Consider the following 20,955-nt stretch of genomic DNA (forward strand, 5'->3'; position numbering starts at 1 on the left):
ACATGCGCCTGACACTGGCGCTGCTGGCCGCGTCTGTGCTGCCCGTGATGGGCTGTCATGCGGGCTGGTCACGCTGGGTGGACCGGACGGATTTGCCGCCTGTTCTGGCGGAAACCTCAGTGGAAATGCGGGATCGCGACGGCCATATGTTGCGCGCCTTTGATGTGGAGAACGGGCGTGTCAGGCTGGCGGTGCGGGGCGATCAGGTCGACGCGGGCTTTGTCGACATGCTCGTGCGCTATGAGGACAAGCGGTTTTGGCGGCATACGGGTGTGGATGCCCGCGCGATGGGGCGCGCCGTGGCGCAGGCGCTGTGGCATAGGGACGTGGTGTCGGGTGGGTCGACCCTGACCATGCAGGTGGCGCGGCTTTTGGAAAATGGACCCACGGGATCGGTCCGGGGCAAACTGCGTCAGATGCGCGTCGCATGGGCGTTGGAGCGTCGTCTGACCAAAGACGGAATCCTGCGGCTCTATCTGCAACACGCCCCCTATGGCGGGCGGATCGAAGGGGTGCGCAGCGCCAGCCTGCTGTGGTTCGGCAAAGAGCCACGCCGCCTGTCCCCGTCCGAGGCGGCGTTGCTGGTCGCCTTGCCACAAGCACCTGAAACACGCAGGCCCGACCGGTTTCCGGAACAGGCGCGCGCCGCGCGGGACAGGGTGTTGGCGCGATTGGGGCAGGCCGCCACCGATGCGCCCGTGCCGCGCGCGATGCTGCCGGTGCCAATGCAGGCCCCGCATCTGGCTGATGCGCTGCGCGCTGCTGACCCGGACGCACGCCAGTTCGACACAACCCTGTCCCGCGGGCTGCAATCCCAGATCGCAACGCTGGCCCGCGCGCATGTGGCGCGGATGCCTGCCCGCGTGTCCGCTGCGATCGTGGTCGCCGACCACCAGACAGGCGAAGTTCTGGCGCGGCTCGGCGCACCTGTGTATTCCGACGCCTCGGGCGGGCTTGGCTTTGTTGATATGGCACGTGCCGTGCGGTCGCCGGGATCGACACTCAAACCACTGGTCTACGCGCTGGCCTTTGATCGTGGGTTGGCGCATCCATCGACGGTCATCGCGGATCAGCCGATGCAATTTGGCCGCTACGCGCCGCAAAACTTCGATGGTTTCTTTCGCGGTGACATCGCGGTGCGGGATGCGCTGGCACAATCGCTGAACGTGCCCGTGGTGGCGCTGACCGAAGCCTTGGGGCCGGACCGCTTGATGGCCGCGATGCGCGCGTTTGGCACAAATCCGCAACTGCCGGGCGACGCGGCACCGGGGCTGGCCGTCGCACTGGGCGGCGTAGGGATCAGCCTTGATGATCTGGTGACGCTCTATGCCGGGATGGCGCAGCAGGGACAGGCGCGGCCCTTGCACGTGCAGGCGGGTGCCGCACGGTCAGGATCCACAGTCTTGGCGCCGCGCGCGGCGTGGCAGGTGGGTGACATATTGGCAAACATCGCACCCCCGTCCGGGGCGCGCGCCGGGCTGGCGTACAAGACGGGCACGTCTTATGGCCACCGGGACGCGTGGGCTGTGGGGTTTGACGGACGCCATGTGGTGGGCGTGTGGATCGGGCGGCCAGACGGAACACCGGTGCCGGGGGCCTTTGGTGGCGACGTCGCCGCGCCGCTTCTGTTCGAGGTCTTTGGCCGGTTGACGCCTGACTATACCCCGTTGCCGCCCCCCCCGACGGATACGCTGATCCTGACGCAAGGCGAACTGCCCAGTCGGTTGCGCCGGTTTGAACCCACCGCGGCGCGGGACACAGGGCCAGAGGTCACGTTTCCCCCGGACGGCGCATTGCTGGCGACGCCGGACACGGTGGTCAAAGTGCGCGGCGGCAGCCTGCCGCTCACCGTTTTGGTGAACGGGCAACCAATCGAGACGCGACAACGTGGTCGTCAGATCGACCTTGGGCGGCTCGGACCGGGCTACACGGATATTTCGGTGATCGACGCGCAAGGCCAGTCGGCGCATGTGACCGTGCAGGCGCGCCCCTAGCGGCGGCCCTCGCGCAGCCACGCTGCGGTGATGCACCCGGCGGCGAGCAGCAGCACCAGCCACGGCGGCAACAGTGCCGACTGGCGCACATCCACCGTCTCATAGGCCCCGCGCGGGGTCAGCCCGATCCAGCCGCGCCCCGCCGCGGGCCGCCCCTCGCGCACATTGCGCAGACGCGGCACGCCATCTTCGATGCGGACGATCCCGCCGCGTGTGACGGCCACACGGTTTTCGAGGATGTCGCCAGAGGCGATGGTTTGCTCAAATTCCTTGGGCGCTGCGGGGCCAAGGCCGATCACGGCCTCCTGGTCTCCGTTGGCAAGGCGGTAAAGCCCGATCTCTGGACCTTCGAAATCCGTCTCGAACAGGCCCGGTGCGGTCTGCACCATGTCGAGGGTTGTGATGGTTCCATCCGGTCCCGTAACCGTGACCGGCGGCACGCTTTCTTCCAATGTGCGTCTTGCGATGCGCATGTTCTGGCCGGTGGCAACGGCGGTCAACGCCTCTTCTTCAAGCTCCGGTTCTTTCATCATCCAGTGGGCGAGCCGGCGCAGCAATTCCAGCTGCGGCCCGCCACCTTCGTAACCTCTGTTCCACAGCCATGCGTGATCCGATGCCAAAAGCGCCACGCGCCCCTCGTCCACCCGGTCGAGGATCAGCAGGGGCCGTTCGTCAATCCCTTCCATCACCGTCTTGCCAGAGCGGGGTTCCACGTCGATCTGGCGCAGCCAACGGCCCCAGTCACCGGCACTGGGCAAGCCGGTGGTGACCGGATGGCGCTGGCCGATCTCCGACACTTCGGGGCGGTAGGCTTCTTCGAGAACGCGGGCCGACGGCTGCGCTGGCATCACCTCACCCAAGGGCGAGCGATATAGGCTATCGGCACTTGCGAAATCCGGTCCGGCAGCCACCAGAACCGCTCCGCCATCACGGATATAACGCGCCACGTTTTCAAGGTATAGCGCAGGCAGGATGCCGCGCCGTTTATAGCGATCAAAGATGATCAGGTCGAAATCGTCGATCTTTTCCAGAAACAGCTCCCGCGTGGGAAAGGCGATCAGCGACAGCTCTCCTACGGGCACGCCGTCCTGTTTTTCCGGGGGGCGCAGGATGGTGAAATGGACGAGGTCGACGGAACTGTCAGACTTGAGCAGGTTGCGCCATGTTCGCCCACCCGCATGTGGTTCACCCGACACCAGCAGCACCCGCAGGCGGTCACGGATGCCGTTCATCTGAATCAGCGCGGTGTTGTTGCGGTCGGTCAATTCGCCGTCCGCTTCGGGCACAGTGAACTGGATCACGTTCAGCCCGCCATGGGGCAGCGTCACTGGCAGTTCCACATCTTCGCCGATGCGCACGTTGAACCGCTGCGGTTCGGACCCGTCGACCGAAATGTCCAGCGGTGCAAGACCGGTGTCCGTGGGGGCCGCTCCGCTGTCCTCAATCCGGAGGGTCAGGGTCACGGCCTCACCGATGATGGCAAAGGCTGGGGCGTTTTTGACAATCAGGCGGCGGTCCCAGTCGGTCTCTCGTCCCGTCAGCAGCAGGTGCAGCGGTGCAGGCAGGTCCAACGGCAGATCGGCGTCGTGTACCTGTCCGTCGCTGATCGCGATCAGTCCGGCAACACGGGCGCGCGGCTCTTCTGCGAGCGCATCGGACAGCGCGGTCATCAGGCGTGTGCCTGCGTCCTCTTCGCCGTCGGGCACGGTGATCCTGCGCACTTCTGCGCCGTCGCGGGCATTCAGCGTCGCCTCAAGTGCGTCAGCGGCTGTTGCAGTCTGGCCGGGGCGTCCGGGCAATTGCTGGCTGGCGCTTTGGTCTTCGGCGATAATCACGATGTCGGTCAGGGGTGCGCGGTCCTCCTGCTGAAATGCCGGTCCGCTGAGCGCGGCCAGCACCACGAGCCCGGCAAGCCCGCGCAAGGCCCAACCACTCAGCCCTCGTATCAGCGCGAGGCCAACACCGCCCAGCACCAGCACAGCCAGTACAATCAGAACGGGCCAAGGCACCAGCGGGTCAAAAAGGACGGTTCCGGTCATTGGCCCAACCGATCCAGCAAGGCAGGCACGTGGACCTGATCGCTTTTGTAATTGCCGGTCAGCACATGCATCACGAGGTTCACGCCAAAGCGGTAAGCCAGTTCGCGCTGCCGCTCACCGCCAAATCCCCGGCCCACAGGCAGCATCGCTTGCCCCGAGGATGTAACAGCCCATGCGGCGGCCCAGTCATTGCCGCCGATGACCACGGGCGTCACACCGTCATTGAGATTGCGAAAGGGCATCCCTTCGATCTGTTCAGCCCCGGGCGGGGCCGCTTCGACCCAGATTTCGCCGTCCATGTGTCGTCCGGGAAAATCCTGTAGCAGGTAGAAGGTGCGTGTCAGAACGTGATCGCGTGGCACAGGCTCCAGTGCGGGAATATCGAGCGGTGCGGCAAGGTCCCGCAACTTGCGCCCATTTGGGCTGGCCGCACCAAAGCCCGCGATGTCGCCATCGCGCGTGTCAAACAGGATGAGGCCGCCGGACCGCAGATAATCGTTCAGTTTGGCATAGGCCTCCCGCGAAGGGCGCGGCTGATCCGGCGTGATCGGCCAGTAAATCATGGGAAAGAACGCCAGTTCGTCCGTTTCGAGGTTTACGCCAACGGGGTCAGACGGCTCAACCGAGGTGCGGAAAAACAGCGTGTCGGACAGGCCGCGCAGCCCCGCCTCGGCCACCTCGTCCAGTTGTCGGTTTCCGGTGATCACGTGGGCCAACACCACCTCGGCGGCGGCGCTCAGCGTGCCCTCATCGGCGGGTTGGGCAAAGCCGTCGGTGGCGGGGAATGCCAACGCAACCGCCAGCGCAACCGACGCCGTGCGGCTGCCGCGCAAGCCGCCTGTCAACCGGCCCGACAAGGCAAGCGACGCGACCACGTCCGCCAGCAACAACCCGATGGCCAGCGCCAGCAGCAGGCCACCCAAGGGCTGCGGCGGGCGGTTGGTCAGCCCCGACACAGGCACATCCAAAGGCCAACTGGCCGCGACCAGCGTCGCATCTGCCGTCAACACATTGCGCGCAAGGCTGCGGTCGGCAGATGTGTAGACACCGGGCAAGAGGTCCGGACCAGCGGGCGCCGTGACCAGTTGCGGCCCCGGCACTCCGGGCATTGCGCCCGCGTCACGCAGGGTGCCAAAGCCGTCCATGACAATCTCGGGGGTCCAAACCGTCCCCTCCAGATCCTCGGCCACAGGTTGCGAGGATGTGGAGGATATCGCCAGCCGCTCCAGCATTTCGACAAAGAGACCAGACAGGGGCAAGGTTGACCATTCGGCGTTCGCAGTGACGTGGAACAGGACAATCTGCCCTTGCCCCATACGCTTGCGCGTGACCAGCGGTGTGCCGTCGCTCAACTCGGCAATCACACGTTCGGCCAATGTGGGATCGGGCTGCGCCATGACCTGCGCTGTGATCGACACATCATCGCGCACGTCGAGACCGAAGAAGGGCGAGTTTTCGCGGAAAGGGGCAAGCGTCTTGGGAGAACCCCAGCTCATCGCGCCCCCGACACTGCGCCCGCCCGACCGCAGACGGACAGGCATCAGCGGGTCCTCGTCCATGCGGCTAATGTCGCTGGCTGCAACGCGGGGGCCGGCAAAGCGGACCAGCATACCGCCATTTTCGACCCAGTCCGTGATGCCTTCGGCCTCGCCATCGGACAGGGTGGCCACATCGGCCAGTACGATCACATCAGGATTGGCGGGCAGCACATCGCTGAGGCTGCCGTCCAGCACATCCGCCGTCTCGACCAGCGCCCGTTCAAGGTAATGCAGCGGTGACAGCAGTTCCAGACCTTCGCGGCCTTCGCGCCCTGCAATCAGCGCGACCTCGCGCCGGCGCAGGCTGTCATCGACCAGCGTCACGGCACCGGCAGAGCGGGTGGCCTGCACTTCAAACCGGGTGATCCGCGCGCGCAATTCAGCGGGCAGGGCGAGCGCGGTGTCCGCCTCTGTCGCGCCTTCCGCAAACACGGCGTTGGCCGACGCAAGGATCGCCGCATTGCCAGCAGGGTCACGCCCCTGCGCAAGGATGGTCACGCCCCGCTCCGGTCCGGGGGCCGAGCGGCGCGCGGTCAACTGTATGGTGCCATCCTCATACGTCGCGGGTGCCAACGCGACGACGCTGGCACCGGTTTGCGTCACGCGCACCGGGCCTCTGTCCTGCAATGTTGCAAGGATGTCCGCACGCGCGGCATAGTCCAGCCCGTCACTGAACCAAACGGTTTCAAACGATCCGTCGGGCAGCGCGTCTGTCACATCCGCGACGGATATGGGTTGCCACGGCTGCGGCTGGAGACCGGCCAGACGGGCGACGCCCGCATTGGCCGCCTGAAACGTCGCCGCATCAGGATCGGACAGGTGCAGCAGCGCCACTTCGCGCCCCGCTGCACCGGCGCGGCGCAGTTCTGTCTCCATCGCTTCGACGGCTTGTGCCCAGCGGCTTGCCCCGGCCCAACTGCCGTCTATTGCCACCAAAAGCGGTCCGTCAGAGGTTTCCGCATTGTCATCGGGGTTTAGCACAGGGCCAGCCAGCCCGATGATGATCGCCGCAACGGCCAGCATCCGCAAAAGCAGCAGCCACCACGGCGTCCGGTCTGACACGGCCTCGTCATCTTGCAGGCCAAGCAGCAGCGCCACGCCCGGAAAGCGTTGGCGCAAAGGGGCAGGAGGAATGGCGCGCAGGATCAGCCACAGGATCGGCAACACAATCAGGCTCAGCAACAACCAGGGCGCGGCAAAGCCGATGGGGCCAAGGATCATCATGCCCGTCCGACCCCGCCATCCAACGCCCGCCACAGCCACAGCAGGCCCGACTGGGCCGACGATCCGGTGTGGTGTATTCCATATTGCCAGCCCGCCACGCTGCACAGCCGTTGCAATTCATCTTTGCGCGCGGCGAGGCGGGACAGGTAGCGATCCTTGAGCTCTGACGCCTTCAGCGTCTCATGTTCCAGCGTGCCACCGACGCTTTCGAAAATGGTGCGCCCGCGAAAGGGGAAGGCCTCTTCGGCAGGGTCAAGGACGTGGTAGAGCACACCGCGCACCCCTCGATCGGCGGCTTTGGTCAGGGCCAGTTTCACGGCCTCGATGTCACCCATGAAATCCGAGACAAAGACGGCGCGGGCATGGGGGATCATGGCGCGGTGTTCCGGCGGGGCATAGTCGTCCATCGCGTCTTCGGAGAACATCTCGGCCAGTCGCAGTATCTGCGCATTGCCGCGCCGCGGCGGCAGTGACGTGCCCGTCAGGCCCACACGTTCGCCCCCACGGATCAGCAGAATGGCAAGGGCAAGGCTCAGCACCCGCGCGCGGTCCGCCTTGGTCGGCAGATCGGGAGCAGAGGCAAAGCGCATCGCGGCCCCTTGATCGACCCACAGCATCACCGACTGCGCAATCTGCCATTCGCGTTCGCGCACAAACTGCACGTCCCCCATGGCCGAGCGGCGGTGGTCGATCATCCGACGGCTGTCCCCGATTTGCGCGGGCCGGTACTGCCAGAAATCATCCCCCATCCCCGCGCGCCTGCGGCCGTGATCGCCCAGCAGAACGGCACCGGCCAGATGTTCGGCGCGGGCCAGCAGGGGTGGCAGACGCGCGGCCTGCGTTTCAGCCTGCGCGCGGAGGGTGGTGGGTGTGATCACGCGGCGGCAGCCTTGCGGCTGAGGCCCTCAGCGGTTTCGTCGATCAGGTCGGCAAGGCTGTCGCCCCGCGCCCGTGCGGCAAAATTCAGGGCCATTCGGTGGCTCAGCACCGGGCGCGCCATATCAATCACGTCCTCGGCTGATGGTGCCAGACGCCCTTGCAGCAGCGCGCGGGCGCGCACCGCCAGCATCAGCGCCTGCGCGGCGCGCGGGCCGGGGCCCCACGCGACGGTTTCGCGGACCTTTTCGGATGCGTCTGCCTCTCCGGGGCGGAAGGCGCGCACAAGATCAAGGATCATTTCGACGACGCTTTCACCAACCGGCATCCGGCGCAGCAGCGTTTGTGCGGCCAGCAGTTCTTCTGTTGTAAAGACTTGGGTCGATTGCGCGTCCTCGGTGCCTGTGGTTGCCACCAGAATGTCCCGTTCCGTCGCGCGGTCGGGGTAGAGCACGTCGATCTGGACAAGGAACCGGTCCAACTGCGCCTCTGGCAGGGGGTATGTCCCCTCTTGTTCGATCGGGTTCTGCGTGGCCAGCACGTGGAACGGCACACCCAGCGGGCGGTCTTGCCCGGCGACGGTCACCGTCTTTTCCTGCATCGCCTGCAACAGCGCGGACTGCGTCCGGGGGGAGGCCCGGTTGATTTCATCCGCCATCAAAAGCTGGCAGAACACCGGCCCGGGTACAAAACGAAACGCGCGCGTGCCGTCTTCGGCGGTGTCCAGCACTTCGGAGCCCAGAATGTCCGCAGGCATCAGGTCCGGCGTGAACTGAATGCGGTTGCCGTGCAGGCCCATCACGGTGGACAAAGTTTCGACCAGCCGCGTCTTGCCCAGCCCGGGCAGACCGATCAGCAGGCCGTGCCCACCGCACAGCAGCGCGGTCAATGTCAGTTCCACCACCCGTTCCTGCCCGATGAAACGATTGGTGATCGATGCCTTGGCCTCGGACAGTTTGCCTCCGAGTGCTTCGATGTCCGCGACAAGATCCTCTGCGTCAGCCATGACTTCTCTTTCTTCCGGGGTATATGCTTTAGGGTACCAACCTATGGCCAATGCATGGAATGGCAAAAGATATGAGTGCACAAAAAACCGTGACACCGGATGCCGAGGGCCTTGTGGCGTCGATCACTGCTGCAAAAACACGCGGATTGCCGCCCGTACATCTCTGGAATCCGCCGTTTTGCGGTGATCTGGACGTGCGCATCGCCCGAGATGGGACGTGGTTTTATCAGGGTACGCCGATTGGGCGACCCGGATTGGTCAAACTGTTCTCATCGATTCTCAAGCGTGAGGGGGGCAAATATTTCCTCGTGACGCCTGTGGAAAAGGTGGGGATCACGGTCGACGACGCTCCGTTTGTCGCAATCGACTTTGAGGTGCAGGGCGAAGGCGTGGCGCAGGTCCTGACCTTTACGACCCATGTCGACGATATGGCCAAGGCCGGGCCGGATCATCCCATCCGGGTGGAGCGGGACCCCAAAAGTGGTGAGCCGTCGCCCTATATCCTGATCCGCGCGGACCTTGAGGCGCTGATTGATCGCAAGAGCTTTTACCGGCTTGTCGATCTTGGCGTTCATCATGACGGATGGTTTGGCGTTTGGTCGGGTGGCGCATTCTTTGGCATCATCCCGTCTTCAGAATTGCCCAGCTGACGCACACGCCATGTGCGCGTGCAACCCTTGGGCGCGGGCGGTGTCCACGGCATGATGCAGGCCTGACACAGCAGGCGAGGGCATTCACATGACACAGGGCACCGCAGTGATCATCGGCGCGGGCAGAGGCCTGTCGGCGTCTCTTGCGCGCAAACTGGCCGAACGGGGACACCCGGTTGTCTTGGGCGCGCGCAACGTCGCAAAACTGGACGACCTGGTGGCAGAGACCGGGGCGCAGGCGGTCGCGGTGGACGGCAGCGATGCGCCGTCGATGGACGCACTCTTTGCCGGTATCGACGGTCGCATAGACGTTGCCATCTACAATCCTTCGGCCCGCGCGCGGGCACCAGTGGCCGATTTGGATCCCGAAGAGGTGCGGCGCGCCCTCGAAGTCACGGCGTTCGGGTCATTCCTGCTGGGCCGTGCAGCGGCGGGCCGGATGCTGGCGCAGGACCCGGTGGACGGTGCGCGCGGCACGATCCTGTTCACTGGCGCGTCGGCGGGGGTCAAAGGCTTTGCCCAATCCGCCCCGTTTGCCATGGGAAAATTCGCGCAACGTGGCCTCGCGCAAAGCATGGCGCGCGAATTACACCCACAAGGCGTGCACGTGGCGTGGGTCAACATCGACGGTGGTATATCAAATGTGGCCCGGGCCGAACGCACTGACGATGGCACGGATAATATGCTGGACCCGGACGCCATTGCCGACGCCTATCTGGGTCTGATCGACCAGCATCGGTCGGCATGGTCCAACGAGATCGCGCTGCGCCCTTGGGTGGAACGATTCTGACCGGCTGGCGTCCGGTCAGGCGGGACGCTAGGGTCGCGCCATGCCGCAATTTGCCGCCAATCTGAGCTATCTCTGGGCCGAACTGCCCTATCTCGACCGGTTCGATGCGGCGGCTGAGGCCGGGTTCGGCGCGGTCGAGGTTCTGCAACCCTATGACGTCCCCGCGCCCGAGACGCAGGCTGCGCTGCGCCGCAACGGGTTGCGGTTCGTCCTGCTGAACGCACCGGGACCGAACTATACGGGTGGCGCGCGCGGGTTTGCGGCGCTTCCGGGGGGTGAGGCGCGTTTCGACTATGATATGCGTCGGGCCACGCGATATGCGCAGGCGCTGGGGGCGGGGCTGGTCCATGTGCAATGCGGTGACGCCTCCGGCCCAGAGGCGCGGGCCACGTTGATGGCCAATTTGCGGCGCGCTTGCGAAGGGCTCCCGGATGGGCTGACGGTGACGCTGGAGCCGATCAATCCGCAGGACAGGCCCGGCGGCTATCTGAACAGTTACGATCAGGCGGCGGAGATCATTGCGGCGGTGAATGCGCCCAACCTGGGTCTCCAATATGACAGCTATCACGCGCAGATGATCACCGGGGACGCGCTGGGATGCTTTGCCGCCCACGCGGACATGATCCGACACATCCAGATCGGAGACAGCCCGGACCGCGCCGTGCCGGGCACGGGCGAGATTGATTTTGCCGCGCTGTTCGCCGCCATTGATGCCAGCGGGTACACCGGCTGGGTCGGCGCGGAATATCACGCCGGGGACCGGACGGAGGCCAGTCTGGGCTGGTGGCTATAAGGCTGTGCGGTGGCGCACTTTTGCAGGCCCGCCCCCGCCGATATCATCGCGCCGACAGACCGCTCAGGAGACCCGCGATATGATCCCCAAGAAATATGCCCACATCGTTTTTGGCCTCATTCTCAGCGGGATGATGTCATTCCTTGTCTCGGGGATTTCGACCTATCTGGCGGTGGGGATGATCCCCGGATTTCTGGGGGAATGGATCTGGGCATGGCTGCCAAGCTGGGCCGTGGCCTTTCCCATCGTGCTGGTTGTCGCGCCCTTTGCCCGCCGCCTCGTGGCGGCGATCACGATCGAGGAGTGATCGGGGCTGTCCCATGCTGGGACACCGCGCCACGCACCAAAAATCAATGGGTTACAGAGGCCGTTTTACCATTTGTTAGGACTTCGCCCGCTCAGCGCCGAAAGGGAGAGGGGCGTGGACCATGGCGGGCAGAGGCCACAACGTCGTCGATCCGCGTGGCGCGGGTGGGTGCGGACTTGGCCGTTTTGATCCATGCCAGCGTCCCGCGTTTGACACAGCGGGGGTAGCGATCCCACGCGGGTCGCAACGCCTCGCCCAACGCGGCGGCGAGGTCCCCGGGCACCTCCAGCCGGTCCACGTCATCCAGAACGGCCCACATGCCCTTGACCAGTGCCGCCGCGATCAACGCTTTGCCCGCCTGTGTCACCCGCATCGCCGACCGCGCCGATGCCGGAGTGCGGGGCAAGACGCGGTAGGACGACCCTGCGTCATCCACGCGACGGGTCACGCTGTCGATCGAACCCCGGCACAACAGCTTTGCGACCGCGTCACCCCATGGCAGGCAATGCGGTGACGGCTGTTTGTTGACGACCGGCCAGACCGGTCCAGCGGTGGCGTGAGTATCGGCGAGCCATGCGCGCAGTGCGGCGCGGGATTTTACCTGGGCCTGCGGGCACGCACGCGCCACGCTGGAACAGGGGTGTTTGGTGCAGGTCATGGATGCGGCTTGGGGTCTTATTCCAGTCGCCGCCCACAAAAACAAAGCCGACGCGAGACGCGGAGTTTTCCCTGCCTATCGGGCACGCCACCACGAGACGGCGCAGGGGGTCGCGTGGTCATGCACCGTCGATCTGCCATGTGAGGCCGCCAAAAGGCCAAAGAGTGCACGGAGCGGTCAGCGACCGTCCATCGGGTGAACCCAAACTTCGGCATCTGGGTCATGCGCGGCGCGGGTGCCGTCCGTGGTGGCCCCAACCCGTTTGGCCACCGCCTGCGACTGTGTGTTTTCCACGTCGATATAGCTGTGGAGCTTGTCCAGTCCGAGCGCCGCCCCGGCCCATGTTCTGACGGCGACCGCGGCCTCGGTGGCGTAGCCATTGCCCTCGGCCCCGTCAAAGAGATGCCATGCCAGTTCGATATCCGGCCAGTCCGAATGCTTGAGCAAGCCCACACGCCCAACAGGCTGCATCGTCTGCGACAGGACAACGGTGAAAAAGCCAAAGCCGTGCCAGTGCCAGTGGCCGATGCCTGTCAGAAAGCTGTACCATGCCTGTTCCGCTGTGGTTGTTTCGCCCTGCGCCTCAAGCGACGGCGCGCTGGTCATAAACCGGGTGAACGCAGGCAGATCATCGCGTTCGGGGCCACGCAAAACCAGACGCTCTGTCGTGAGAAAGGGGGCGGTCGTGAGAGAGTTCATTAGTCGCCTTTCCGGTCGCAGATAAAAAGTCCGGCCACGTTCGGGATGCAGATGGACGCGCATCACAAACAGGAGCCGTTCGAATATGCCGTGGGCACAGCACCGTGGGCCAGAGGGGCGTGGGGGTCAGTGTGCTTCGGCCCAGTTTTGCCCTTGGCCCGCGTCCACGGTCAGCTTTACGTCCAGATGCACAACGGGAGCGTTGGCGCCTTCCATCACGTCCTTGGCCACGCCGATCAGGTCATCGACGGCGCTGTCTTCAACTTCGAACAGCAATTCGTCGTGGACTTGCAGCAGCATGGCGGCGGGCAGGTCCTTGATCGCGTCGGGCATTCGGATCATGGCGCGGCGGATCACGTCAGCGGCGGTGCCTTGGATCGGGGCGTTGATGGCGGCGCGGGCGGCAAAGCCTGCGCGCGGCCCCTTGGAGGCAATTTCGGGCGTGTGGATCTTGCGGCCAAAGAGCGTCTGCACATAGCCGTGTTCCTTGGCGAATGTCTTGGTGTCGTCCATATAGGTGCGGATGCCGGGGAAGCGTTCGAAATAGCGGTCGATGAAGCCCTGCGCCTCGCCCCGTGGGATGCGCAGATTGCGGGCGAGGCCAAAGCCCGAGATGCCGTAGATGACGCCAAAGTTGATCGCCTTGGCCTTGCGGCGGATGTCGGGTGTCATGTCTTCGAGCGGCACGTCGAACATTTCGGATGCGGTGAGCGCGTGAATGTCGATGCCGTCCGCAAATGCCTGTTTGAGTTCGGGGATATCCGCGATGTGGGCGAGAATGCGCAGCTCGATCTGGGAATAGTCGAGTGCGACAAGGGTTTTGCCCGGCTCGGCCACGAAAGCCTCGCGGATGCGGCGGCCTTCTTCGGTGCGGATCGGGATGTTTTGCAGGTTTGGATCGGTCGAGGCGAGGCGTCCGGTGGAGGCCCCGGCGATGGCGTAGGACGTGTGTACGCGGCCCGTGTCGGCGTTGATGTGGTCCTGAAGCGCATCGGTATAGGTGGATTTGAGTTTGCTGAGTTGCCGCCAGTCGAGCACGCGGGCGGGCAGTTCGTGTTCGGTGGCGAGGTCTTCGAGCACGTCGGCACCGGTGGCATATGCGCCTGTCTTGCCCTTTTTACCGCCTTCGATGCCCATTTCGTCAAACAGGATTTCGCCCAGTTGCTTGGGTGAGCCGACATTGAAGCTGCGGCCAGCCAGTTCGTGAATTTCCGCCTCGAGTCCGGCCATTTTCTGGGCAAAGGCATTGGACATGCGGCTGAGCGTGTCGCGGTCGACCTTGATGCCGGAACGTTCCATGCCCGCCAGCACGTGGACCATGGGGCGTTCGAGCGTCTCGTAGACGCGGGTGGTTTTGGCGACGTGCAGTTGCGGTTTGAACAATTGCCAGAGGCGCAGGGTGATATCGGCATCCTCGGCGGCGTATTTTACCGCATCGTCGATGGGCACCATGTCAAAGGTTTTGGCGGATTTGCCAGTGCCCAGCAGCGGTTTGATCGGGATCGGCGTGTGCCCAAGGTAGCGTTCGCTGAGCGTATCCATGCCGTGCCCGTGCAGGCCACCATGCATGGCGTAGGACATCAGCATGGTGTCGTCGATGGGGGCCACGTGGATGTCCAGACGCGCAAAGATTTTGGCGTCGTATTTCATGTTCTGGCCGATTTTGACGATGCTGTCGTCTTCGAGCACGGGTTTGAGCATGTCGAGTGCGGTGTCCAGCGGCATCTGGCCTTCGGCCAGCGCGTCGGAGCCAAAGAGGTCGTCGCCCCCCTGCCGGTGAGTCAGTGGGATATAGCAGGCGTGGCCTGCATTCACCGCAAGAGAGATGCCCACAAGGTCCGCCGTCATTTCGTTGAGGCCGGTGGTTTCGGTGTCCACGGCGACGTAGCCGCGTTCATAGATCAGGTCGATCCAGCCTTGCAGCGCTTCGGCGGTCTGCACGTGCTCATAGGTGGATTTGTCGAATGTGGGCGCTTTGGGGGCGTCGGTGGGGGCGGGGGCGGCCTCTTTGATCTCGGGCGGTTCCACGCCCATCTGTTCGGCGATGCGTTTGGTGAGGGTGCGGAACTCCATCTCGGCCAAGAAAGCCATGAGCGGTTCGGGATCCACGTCGCGCACTTCGAGGTCGTCGAGGGTGAAGTCGAGAGACATGTTTTCGTCGAGGCGGACAAGGTCGCGGCTGAGGCGGATCTGGTCGGCATGGTCGATGAGGGTCTGGCGACGCTTGGGCTGTTTGATCTCGGAGGCGCGTTCGAGCAGGGCGTCGAGATCGCCAAATTCGTTGATCAGGAGGGCGGCGGTTTTTATGCCGATGCCCGGCGCGCCGGGCACGTTGTCGACGCTGTCCCCGGCCAGCGCCTGCACGTCGACCACACGTTCGGGATAGACCCCGAATTTCTCGTGTACGCCGTCGCGGTCGATGCGCTTGTTCTTCATCGCGTCGAGCATTTCAACGCCGTCGCCCACAAGCTGCATCAGGTCCTTGTCTGAACTGATGATGGTGACGCGGCCCCCGGCGGCGCGGGCCTGCACGGCGAGGGTGGCGATGATGTCGTCGGCCTCGAACCCTTCGCGTTCCTTGCAGGCGATGTTGAAGGCTTCGGTCGCCTGACGGGTCAGTGGAATCTGCGGGCGCAGATCTTCGGGCATGGCGTCCCGGTTGGCCTTGTACTGGTCATAAAGGTCGTTGCGGAACGTGTGGCTGCCCTTGTCGAAGATCACGGCGATATGGGTGGGCGCGTCCGGGCCGTGGTTCCCCTCCACGTAACGCTGCAACATGTTGCAAAAGCCCGAGACGGCACCGATGGGCAGGCCGTCGGATTTGCGCGTCAGGGGCGGCAGGGCATGGTAGGCGCGGAAGATGAACGCCGATCCGTCGATCAGGTGCAGGTGGCAGCCTTTTCCGAATGCTACGGTCATGCGAATATCCCCTCTGGTTCCGAGACAGGTATTGCCATGATCCGCGTGGTCCCGCCAGCGACGCGGGCGATTTTTCTCCGCAAGGCCGAAAAGACGGCCGGGGAGGCAGGTGCTCCAGCCGACCCCGGTCCCCGGACCCGGCCGTGACCAAATTGAGCGCCTGCGGCGCACGCCATTGTTTATTTGGCGCTCACGGCGGGGATACGTTCACAACAGCGGGGCATGCCGCTGGCTCAGGCGTCGTCGGCGTGGTCGCGGTGCACATATTTGCAATCGCAATACGGGCATTCGACCCAACCGGTATCTTCGGGGATCTGCAACCAGACCCGCGGATGCCCCAGCGCGCCTTCGCTTCCGTCACAGGCCACACGGTGGCTGTCGACGATCTTGGTCTCGGGTGCGGGGAGGGTCATGGGAGGGCGGTCCTTGCTGAGCGTTGCGCAAGTGTTATGCGCCAAGCCTGCCGCCCCGACAAGGGTCTAGTCGTCGCGATCCACCCGCGCCTGATAGCAGTTGTTGCGTGCGGATCGGACATGGATATAGGCCACCTCCGGATCGGCAAAGATTTCGGCAATCCGCGCCTGCATCGCATCCGTGGCGACAACCCCGCCTGTACCATAGACGATGCGGTCGTGTGGCCCATACCCTTTCAGCAGATAGTCCGGTGCGGTTTTCAGCACCTCGGGCTGGTCCGCCCCGCTGCCCTGCGGACAGGCGGCGGCGCACAGAAAAATCGGACCGATCTCGGCATAGGGATGCGTGCCCTCGAAGGGCTTGTGCGCAAGGATCAACATGTCCGCGCCCGCCGGTATCTCGCGCAGACAATGGCGGCACGGATTGCCATGCCCATCGGATGTTGCCCGTTCGGGCGGATGGCCAAAAGCATCGGGCGCGCCCGCCTGATAGGCACGGGCGACATCGGTGGGCAGAGCGGTGAATGTGGGCATGACAGGTCTCCTTCTGCGCAGTGGGATATCCGCTGGCCAGTCTGCGGTTCGACCCGAATATTGCGCATCCGTCCCCGTTTCTTCTGACCAGAAATACCACGGGGGGCCCGCAGGGCGGGGGCAGAGCCCCCTCAACACTTCAAATAAGAACAAAAATAGAACATACTACACCCGGCTGCCGCTGCGAATCTGCTGTCTATGTTTACCGAACTGTCGATCACCTCGAACTTTACCTTTCTCACCGGGGCCTCCCACCCCGAGGAATACGTGGCGCGTGCCGCCCTTTTGGGGATGAAAGCGCTGGCCATTGCCGATGACAACTCGGTGGCGGGCATCGTCCGCGCCCATACCGAAGCCCGCAAAATCGCGCGCGACGTAAAGGAACGGCAGACCTTCGATGCCCTGCACGGGCTGATCGGTCCGCCCAAACCTGCACATCTGCCCGCACCACCCCGCGCGCCAGCCACGGTGACCCCCCGCCTGATCCCGGCAGCGCGGCTGCTTTTTACCGATGCCGCCCCGGTCACAGTGATCCCGAAAAACCGTGCGGGGTGGGGCAGCCTCTGCCGCATCATCTCGCGCGGTCGGCTGAAAGCCGACAAGGGGCAATGCGATCTCGGCCTGCGCGACCTCGAAGAATTTTCCGACGGTCTCCACCTGCTCCTGTGGCCACAGGCGCAAACGGTGACGGGCGGCGCGTGCGATTGGGTGACACAGGCGGAACGGCTGTCGCGCCGCTTTGCCGGAAACATGCATGTGCTGATGGTGCCGGGCTATGACGGGCGGGACGCGGCCTATTTCGACCACATCACCGATCAGGCGCAGCGCCTTGGCGTGCAGACCCTCGCCTCTGCCGCGCCCCGGATGCACCACGGCACGCGGCGCAAGCTGGCGGATGTGGTTGCAGCCGTGCGACTGAAATGCCGGGTCGATGATCTGGGCCGCAACGCGCTGGCCAATGGCGAAGGGCGCCTGCGCGGCGCAGACGAGATGCTGCGCATCTTTGCGGGCCACGAGGACGCCGTGCACCGCACGTCAGAACTCGCCGAAACGCTCACCTTTTCGCTGGACGAGTTGCGATACGAATACCCGTCCGAGATCACGGAGAACGAGACCCCCGGCCAGCGGCTGGAACGGCTGGCCGATGAGGGGCTGAAATGGCGCTATCCTGCGGGCGCACCGGAAAAGGCGCAAAGGCTTCTGCGCCACGAACTCCAACTGATCGCCAAGTTGAATTACGCGCCCTATTTCTTGACCGTTCGCGATATCGTGGCCTTTGCCCGGTCGCGCAACATCCTGTGTCAGGGGCGCGGGTCGGCGGCCAATTCGGTGGTGTGCTATTGCCTTGGCATCACCTCTGTCAGTCCCGAGATGGGGACCATGGTGTTCGAACGCTTTGTCTCCGAGGCCCGCGACGAGCCCCCGGACATCGACGTCGATTTCGAACACGAGCGGCGCGAGGAGGTGATTCAGCACATCTACGAACGCTATGGCCGCCACCGCGCGGGTCTGTGCGCCACGGTGGTGCACTACCGGGGCAAGCGGGCCATCCGCGAGGTGGGCCGGGCCATGGGCCTCTCCGAAGATACGATTTCGGCGCTCAGTTCGCAGCTTTGGGGCTTTTTCTCTACCAAGGGGATCGAGGCCGAGCGCATGGCCGAGATCGGCCTTGATTACCGCGACCGCCGTCTCGCCCAAACAATTGAACTGGTTTACGAGATCAACGGCTTTCCCCGCCACCTGAGCCAGCATGTGGGCGGGTTCATCGTGACCGAAGGGCGGCTGGACGAACTGGTGCCCATCGAGAACGCCACGATGGAGGACCGCACGGTCATCTGTTGGGACAAGGACGATATCGAGACGCTGGGCATCCTCAAGGTCGATGTGCTGAGCCTTGGGATGCTGACCTGCATCCGCAAGGCGTTCGACCTGCTCAAGATGCATCACCAGCGTGACTATACCCTTGCCACCCTGCCGCCCGAGGACCCGGCGGTCTATGACATGCTGTGCGCGGCCGACAGCGTCGGCGTGTTTCAGGTGGAAAGCCGGGCGCAGATGAACTTTTTGCCCCGGATGCGACCCCGCAATTTCTACGATCTGGTGATCGAGGTGGCGATTATCCGGCCCGGCCCCATTCAGGGGGACATGGTGCACCCCTATATCCGCCGCCGCAACGGAGAGGAGGAGGTGAGCTTTCCCTCGGACGAACTGGGGCAGGTGCTGGGCAAGACGCTGGGCGTGCCGCTGTTTCAGGAACAGGCGATGCAGATCGCCATTGTGGGCGCGGGGTTCACGCCGGATCAGGCGGACCGGCTGCGCCGGTCATTGGCCACGTTCAAAAAACACGGGAGTGTCAGCGAATTCCGTGCCCTGTTCCTGCGGGGGATGCGCAGGAACGGCTATGACGATGTCTTTGCCGAACGGTGCTTTTCCCAGATCGAGGGGTTCGGCTCCTACGGCTTTCCCGAAAGCCACGCGGCCAGCTTTGCGCTTTTGGTTTATGCGTCAAGCTGGCTCAAATGCCACCATCCGGGCATCTTTGCCTGCGCGCTGCTGAACGCGCAGCCCATGGGGTTCTATGCCCCCGCCCAGATCGTGCGGGACGCGCGCGAACACGGGGTCACGGTCAAACCCATCTGCATCAACGCGAGCTTTTGGGACAACGTGATGGAGCCGGACGGCAGGGGCGGGCTGGCCCTGCGGCTGGGCTTTCGCCAGATCAAGGGGCTGAGCGAAGAGGACGCCACATGGATCACCGCCGCGCGGGGCAACGGTTACCAATCGGTGCGCGATGTGTGGCGGCGGGCGGGCCTTGGCCATCAGGTGATCGTGCGGCTGGCCGAAGCGGACGTGTTCGCGGCCCTTGGCCTTGGGCGCCGCGAGGCACTGTGGGAGGCCAAGGCGATTGCGCCGGGCCCCGTGCTGCCGCTTTTTGCCAGCGATATCGACGGCGAGGTGGTGGACGAACCGACCGCGCTGCTGCCCCGGATGACCTTGGGCGAGGAGGTGGTGGAGGATTACGTCTCGACCCGCCTCACGCTCAAGGCGCATCCCGTGGCGCTCTTGCGCCATGTCCTGACACCGGGTGCTGCGCTGGAGCCAGTGACGGGCCGCGCGCCGGACCTGTCCAAGATCAGCTTTACCCGCGGCAACCCGGACTGAGCCCAGCGCCGGGCCATACGCGCAAACGCAAAAGCGCCGCAGATGCTCTGTCGACGCGAGAAAAAAACCACACGCAATGTCTGCTGCGAGCCCAAACTGATCGATGCTGCACCTTGCACCAAAGTCCGTTTGAATAGTAGCAGAGATATAAAGGGGAGTTTACCACATGAAACGTTGTACGATACTCGCAAGTTTCATTTTGTCTGTGGCGCTGCCGGTCTCAGCACAAGATGTACAATGGCAATTGGTCGATACCGGAGTCCTATCCCATTCGTCTCACGGTAAGGGAATAGAGATGCGAATCCAACCTGATCCAATTCCTAAAGGGTTGTTCGGTAACGAAAACTTGGATGATTTCCTTTTGGCGCTTTGCAATCACTATGCGCCATCTGTCATTCCATTCGTACTGCAACAAACAGGTATCGAAGATCCAAATTTCATTGCTGTACGCATCGTTTCAGGTGGTGCGGTAGGGCGCTATGTCTTGGAAACCTACGCAATTTCTGACGGGCAATGTGGAGAGACTCTTTAGCCAGTTTGCGATTGTAAAGCCGCCATTCGCGCAGTCGCAGCGAAATGGCGCAAAGTCCCGCAAGGCGGACGCAATGCAAAGATGAGCTTGGTGGCCTTTGATGCTTTGGTTAGGATCCGAAGGTTGCCGGACATGCAGGACAAATTGCGATGGGTTAAAACCCATCCTGCGCTTTTGATCGGTCGCTGGTCCGTAAGCGGGAAGCTTTTGATCCCATAGCCACCTTCCGAACTGGTGGCGTAACACTGGCGGCAGTCGGGACAGCCACCCCAATCAGACCGGCATATCAAAGCGCGTTTGCATGCAGAACGCATCAGGCGTCGGGCCTTGCGCGCGCAGATGCAACAGCTTTTGCCACCCCGTCTCCAGCGTCACGCGGGTGCCGCGGCGTTCCCACCACATCACCATCGTTGCACCATCCGACCGGTCCACCCAGTCGCGCAGCGTCTTCATCCCGTCCCGGTGCAGCGGGTCGCGATAGGCAAAGCGGTGGAGCGCGGCGGCGTCCTTCCATCCCGCCATGGTCAGGATGTCAAAGTTGTCTTTGGTCCGCTCTGTCTGCAACGCGAGGATACCGTTCATGTCGGCAAACCCGCCCTGAGGCGTGCGGGCCCCGTGATTGTGCCACAGCAGGCCGTCATCCGCCTTTGCCTTGGCAAAGACGGCGGGCAGCTGGGAAAAGAAATAGACCGCGTTGGGGTGGCTGGCCGTGAACGCCCCCAAGGGGCGCACCACATTCAGGTGTACCAGCATGTAATCGCTCATCCGTTTCCCCCCAACCTGCACGCCCCCCATATACAGCAGCCAGAGCATCCTTCCCA

General features: G+C 64.0%; 17 protein-coding genes. 7 read left to right on the forward strand and 10 right to left on the reverse strand.

Annotated elements, in window-relative coordinates; translation table 11 throughout:
• Nucleotides 1–2 precede the first annotated feature (2 nt).
• A complete protein-coding gene (pbpC, locus tag Q1A85_RS03105; protein ID WP_299684960.1) occupies nt 3–1,994 on the forward strand; it encodes a penicillin-binding protein 1C in 1,992 nt (663 codons plus the stop codon).
• On the opposite strand, the gene Q1A85_RS03110 is transcribed toward pbpC, so the two are convergent.
• Genes Q1A85_RS03110 through Q1A85_RS03125 form a run of 4 tightly spaced genes read right to left on the reverse strand, consistent with a single transcriptional unit; the run spans nt 1,991 to nt 8,677 of the window.
• The gene (locus tag Q1A85_RS03110; protein ID WP_299684962.1) at nt 1,991–4,033 is read right to left on the reverse strand and encodes a hypothetical protein; all 2,043 of its coding nucleotides are present in this window, start codon (nt 4,031–4,033) and stop codon (nt 1,991–1,993) included. The two genes, pbpC and Q1A85_RS03110, sit on opposite strands and share 4 nt — an antisense overlap.
• Nucleotides 4,030–6,795: a DUF4159 domain-containing protein gene (locus tag Q1A85_RS03115; protein WP_299684964.1), complete on the reverse strand. Its 2,766-nt coding sequence runs from the start codon at nt 6,793–6,795 to the stop codon at nt 4,030–4,032. Before Q1A85_RS03115 ends, Q1A85_RS03110 begins: the two co-directional genes overlap by 4 nt.
• Nucleotides 6,792–7,673, reverse strand: coding sequence for a DUF58 domain-containing protein (locus Q1A85_RS03120; protein ID WP_299684966.1), 882 nt, complete (start codon nt 7,671–7,673; stop codon nt 6,792–6,794). The genes Q1A85_RS03115 and Q1A85_RS03120 overlap by 4 nt, the downstream gene beginning before the upstream one ends.
• A complete protein-coding gene (locus Q1A85_RS03125; protein ID WP_299684968.1) occupies nt 7,670–8,677 on the reverse strand; it encodes a MoxR family ATPase in 1,008 nt (335 codons plus the stop codon). Before Q1A85_RS03125 ends, Q1A85_RS03120 begins: the two co-directional genes overlap by 4 nt.
• Nucleotides 8,678–8,748: 71 nt before the next feature.
• Here Q1A85_RS03125 and Q1A85_RS03130 point away from each other — a divergent pair, with 71 nt between their 5' ends.
• The 4 genes from Q1A85_RS03130 (at nt 8,749) to Q1A85_RS03145 (ending at nt 11,217) form a co-directional block, all read left to right on the forward strand.
• The gene (locus Q1A85_RS03130; protein ID WP_299684970.1) at nt 8,749–9,327 is read left to right on the forward strand and encodes a DUF1285 domain-containing protein; all 579 of its coding nucleotides are present in this window, start codon (nt 8,749–8,751) and stop codon (nt 9,325–9,327) included.
• Between the two features lie 88 nt (nt 9,328–9,415).
• On the forward strand, nt 9,416–10,117 hold the full coding sequence (locus tag Q1A85_RS03135; protein WP_299684972.1) for an SDR family NAD(P)-dependent oxidoreductase: 702 nt from the start codon (nt 9,416–9,418) through the stop codon (nt 10,115–10,117).
• Between the two features lie 40 nt (nt 10,118–10,157).
• The gene (locus Q1A85_RS03140) at nt 10,158–10,910 is read left to right on the forward strand and encodes a TIM barrel protein (RefSeq protein ID WP_299684974.1); all 753 of its coding nucleotides are present in this window, start codon (nt 10,158–10,160) and stop codon (nt 10,908–10,910) included.
• A 79-nt stretch (nt 10,911–10,989) separates the two neighbouring features.
• Entirely contained in the window at nt 10,990–11,217 is a 228-nt protein-coding gene (locus Q1A85_RS03145) for a DUF2798 domain-containing protein (protein ID WP_299684976.1), read from the forward strand.
• A gap of 91 nt (nt 11,218–11,308) precedes the next feature.
• Here the strand turns inward: Q1A85_RS03145 and Q1A85_RS03150 are convergent, their stop codons facing one another.
• From Q1A85_RS03150 to Q1A85_RS03170, 5 genes are all read right to left on the reverse strand, one after another.
• Complete coding sequence (locus tag Q1A85_RS03150; RefSeq protein ID WP_299684978.1) at nt 11,309–11,875, reverse strand: YdeI/OmpD-associated family protein; 567 nt, start codon at nt 11,873–11,875, stop codon at nt 11,309–11,311.
• A gap of 177 nt (nt 11,876–12,052) precedes the next feature.
• Nucleotides 12,053–12,574, reverse strand: a complete 522-nt coding sequence (locus Q1A85_RS03155) for a GNAT family N-acetyltransferase (RefSeq protein WP_299684980.1) — start codon at nt 12,572–12,574, stop codon at nt 12,053–12,055.
• Between the two features lie 126 nt (nt 12,575–12,700).
• Nucleotides 12,701–15,493 (reverse strand): DNA polymerase I, encoded by a 2,793-nt coding sequence (gene polA, locus Q1A85_RS03160; RefSeq protein ID WP_299684982.1) that lies wholly within the window; start codon nt 15,491–15,493, stop codon nt 12,701–12,703.
• Nucleotides 15,494–15,726: 233 nt separating this feature from the next.
• Entirely contained in the window at nt 15,727–15,906 is a 180-nt protein-coding gene (locus Q1A85_RS03165) for a zinc-finger domain-containing protein (protein WP_299684984.1), read from the reverse strand.
• Between the two features lie 66 nt (nt 15,907–15,972).
• Nucleotides 15,973–16,440 (reverse strand): DUF1203 domain-containing protein, encoded by a 468-nt coding sequence (locus Q1A85_RS03170; RefSeq protein ID WP_299684986.1) that lies wholly within the window; start codon nt 16,438–16,440, stop codon nt 15,973–15,975.
• Between the two features lie 198 nt (nt 16,441–16,638).
• Here Q1A85_RS03170 and Q1A85_RS03175 point away from each other — a divergent pair, with 198 nt between their 5' ends.
• Both Q1A85_RS03175 and Q1A85_RS03180 read left to right on the forward strand, forming a co-directional pair.
• A complete protein-coding gene (locus tag Q1A85_RS03175) occupies nt 16,639–19,602 on the forward strand; it encodes an error-prone DNA polymerase (RefSeq protein WP_299684988.1) in 2,964 nt (987 codons plus the stop codon).
• Between the two features lie 166 nt (nt 19,603–19,768).
• On the forward strand, nt 19,769–20,134 hold the full coding sequence (locus Q1A85_RS03180) for a hypothetical protein (RefSeq protein WP_299684990.1): 366 nt from the start codon (nt 19,769–19,771) through the stop codon (nt 20,132–20,134).
• A 273-nt stretch (nt 20,135–20,407) separates the two neighbouring features.
• Here Q1A85_RS03180 and Q1A85_RS03185 read toward each other — a convergent pair whose 3' ends face one another.
• Nucleotides 20,408–20,947 carry a DUF3291 domain-containing protein gene (locus Q1A85_RS03185; protein ID WP_299684992.1) on the reverse strand — a complete coding sequence of 180 codons (540 nt, stop codon included), beginning with the start codon at nt 20,945–20,947 and terminating at the stop codon, nt 20,408–20,410.
• Nucleotides 20,948–20,955: the final 8 nt, after the last annotated feature.

The sequence above is a fragment of the uncultured Tateyamaria sp. genome (genome assembly GCF_947503385.1).
Classification (GTDB): Bacteria; Pseudomonadota; Alphaproteobacteria; order Rhodobacterales; family Rhodobacteraceae; genus Tateyamaria.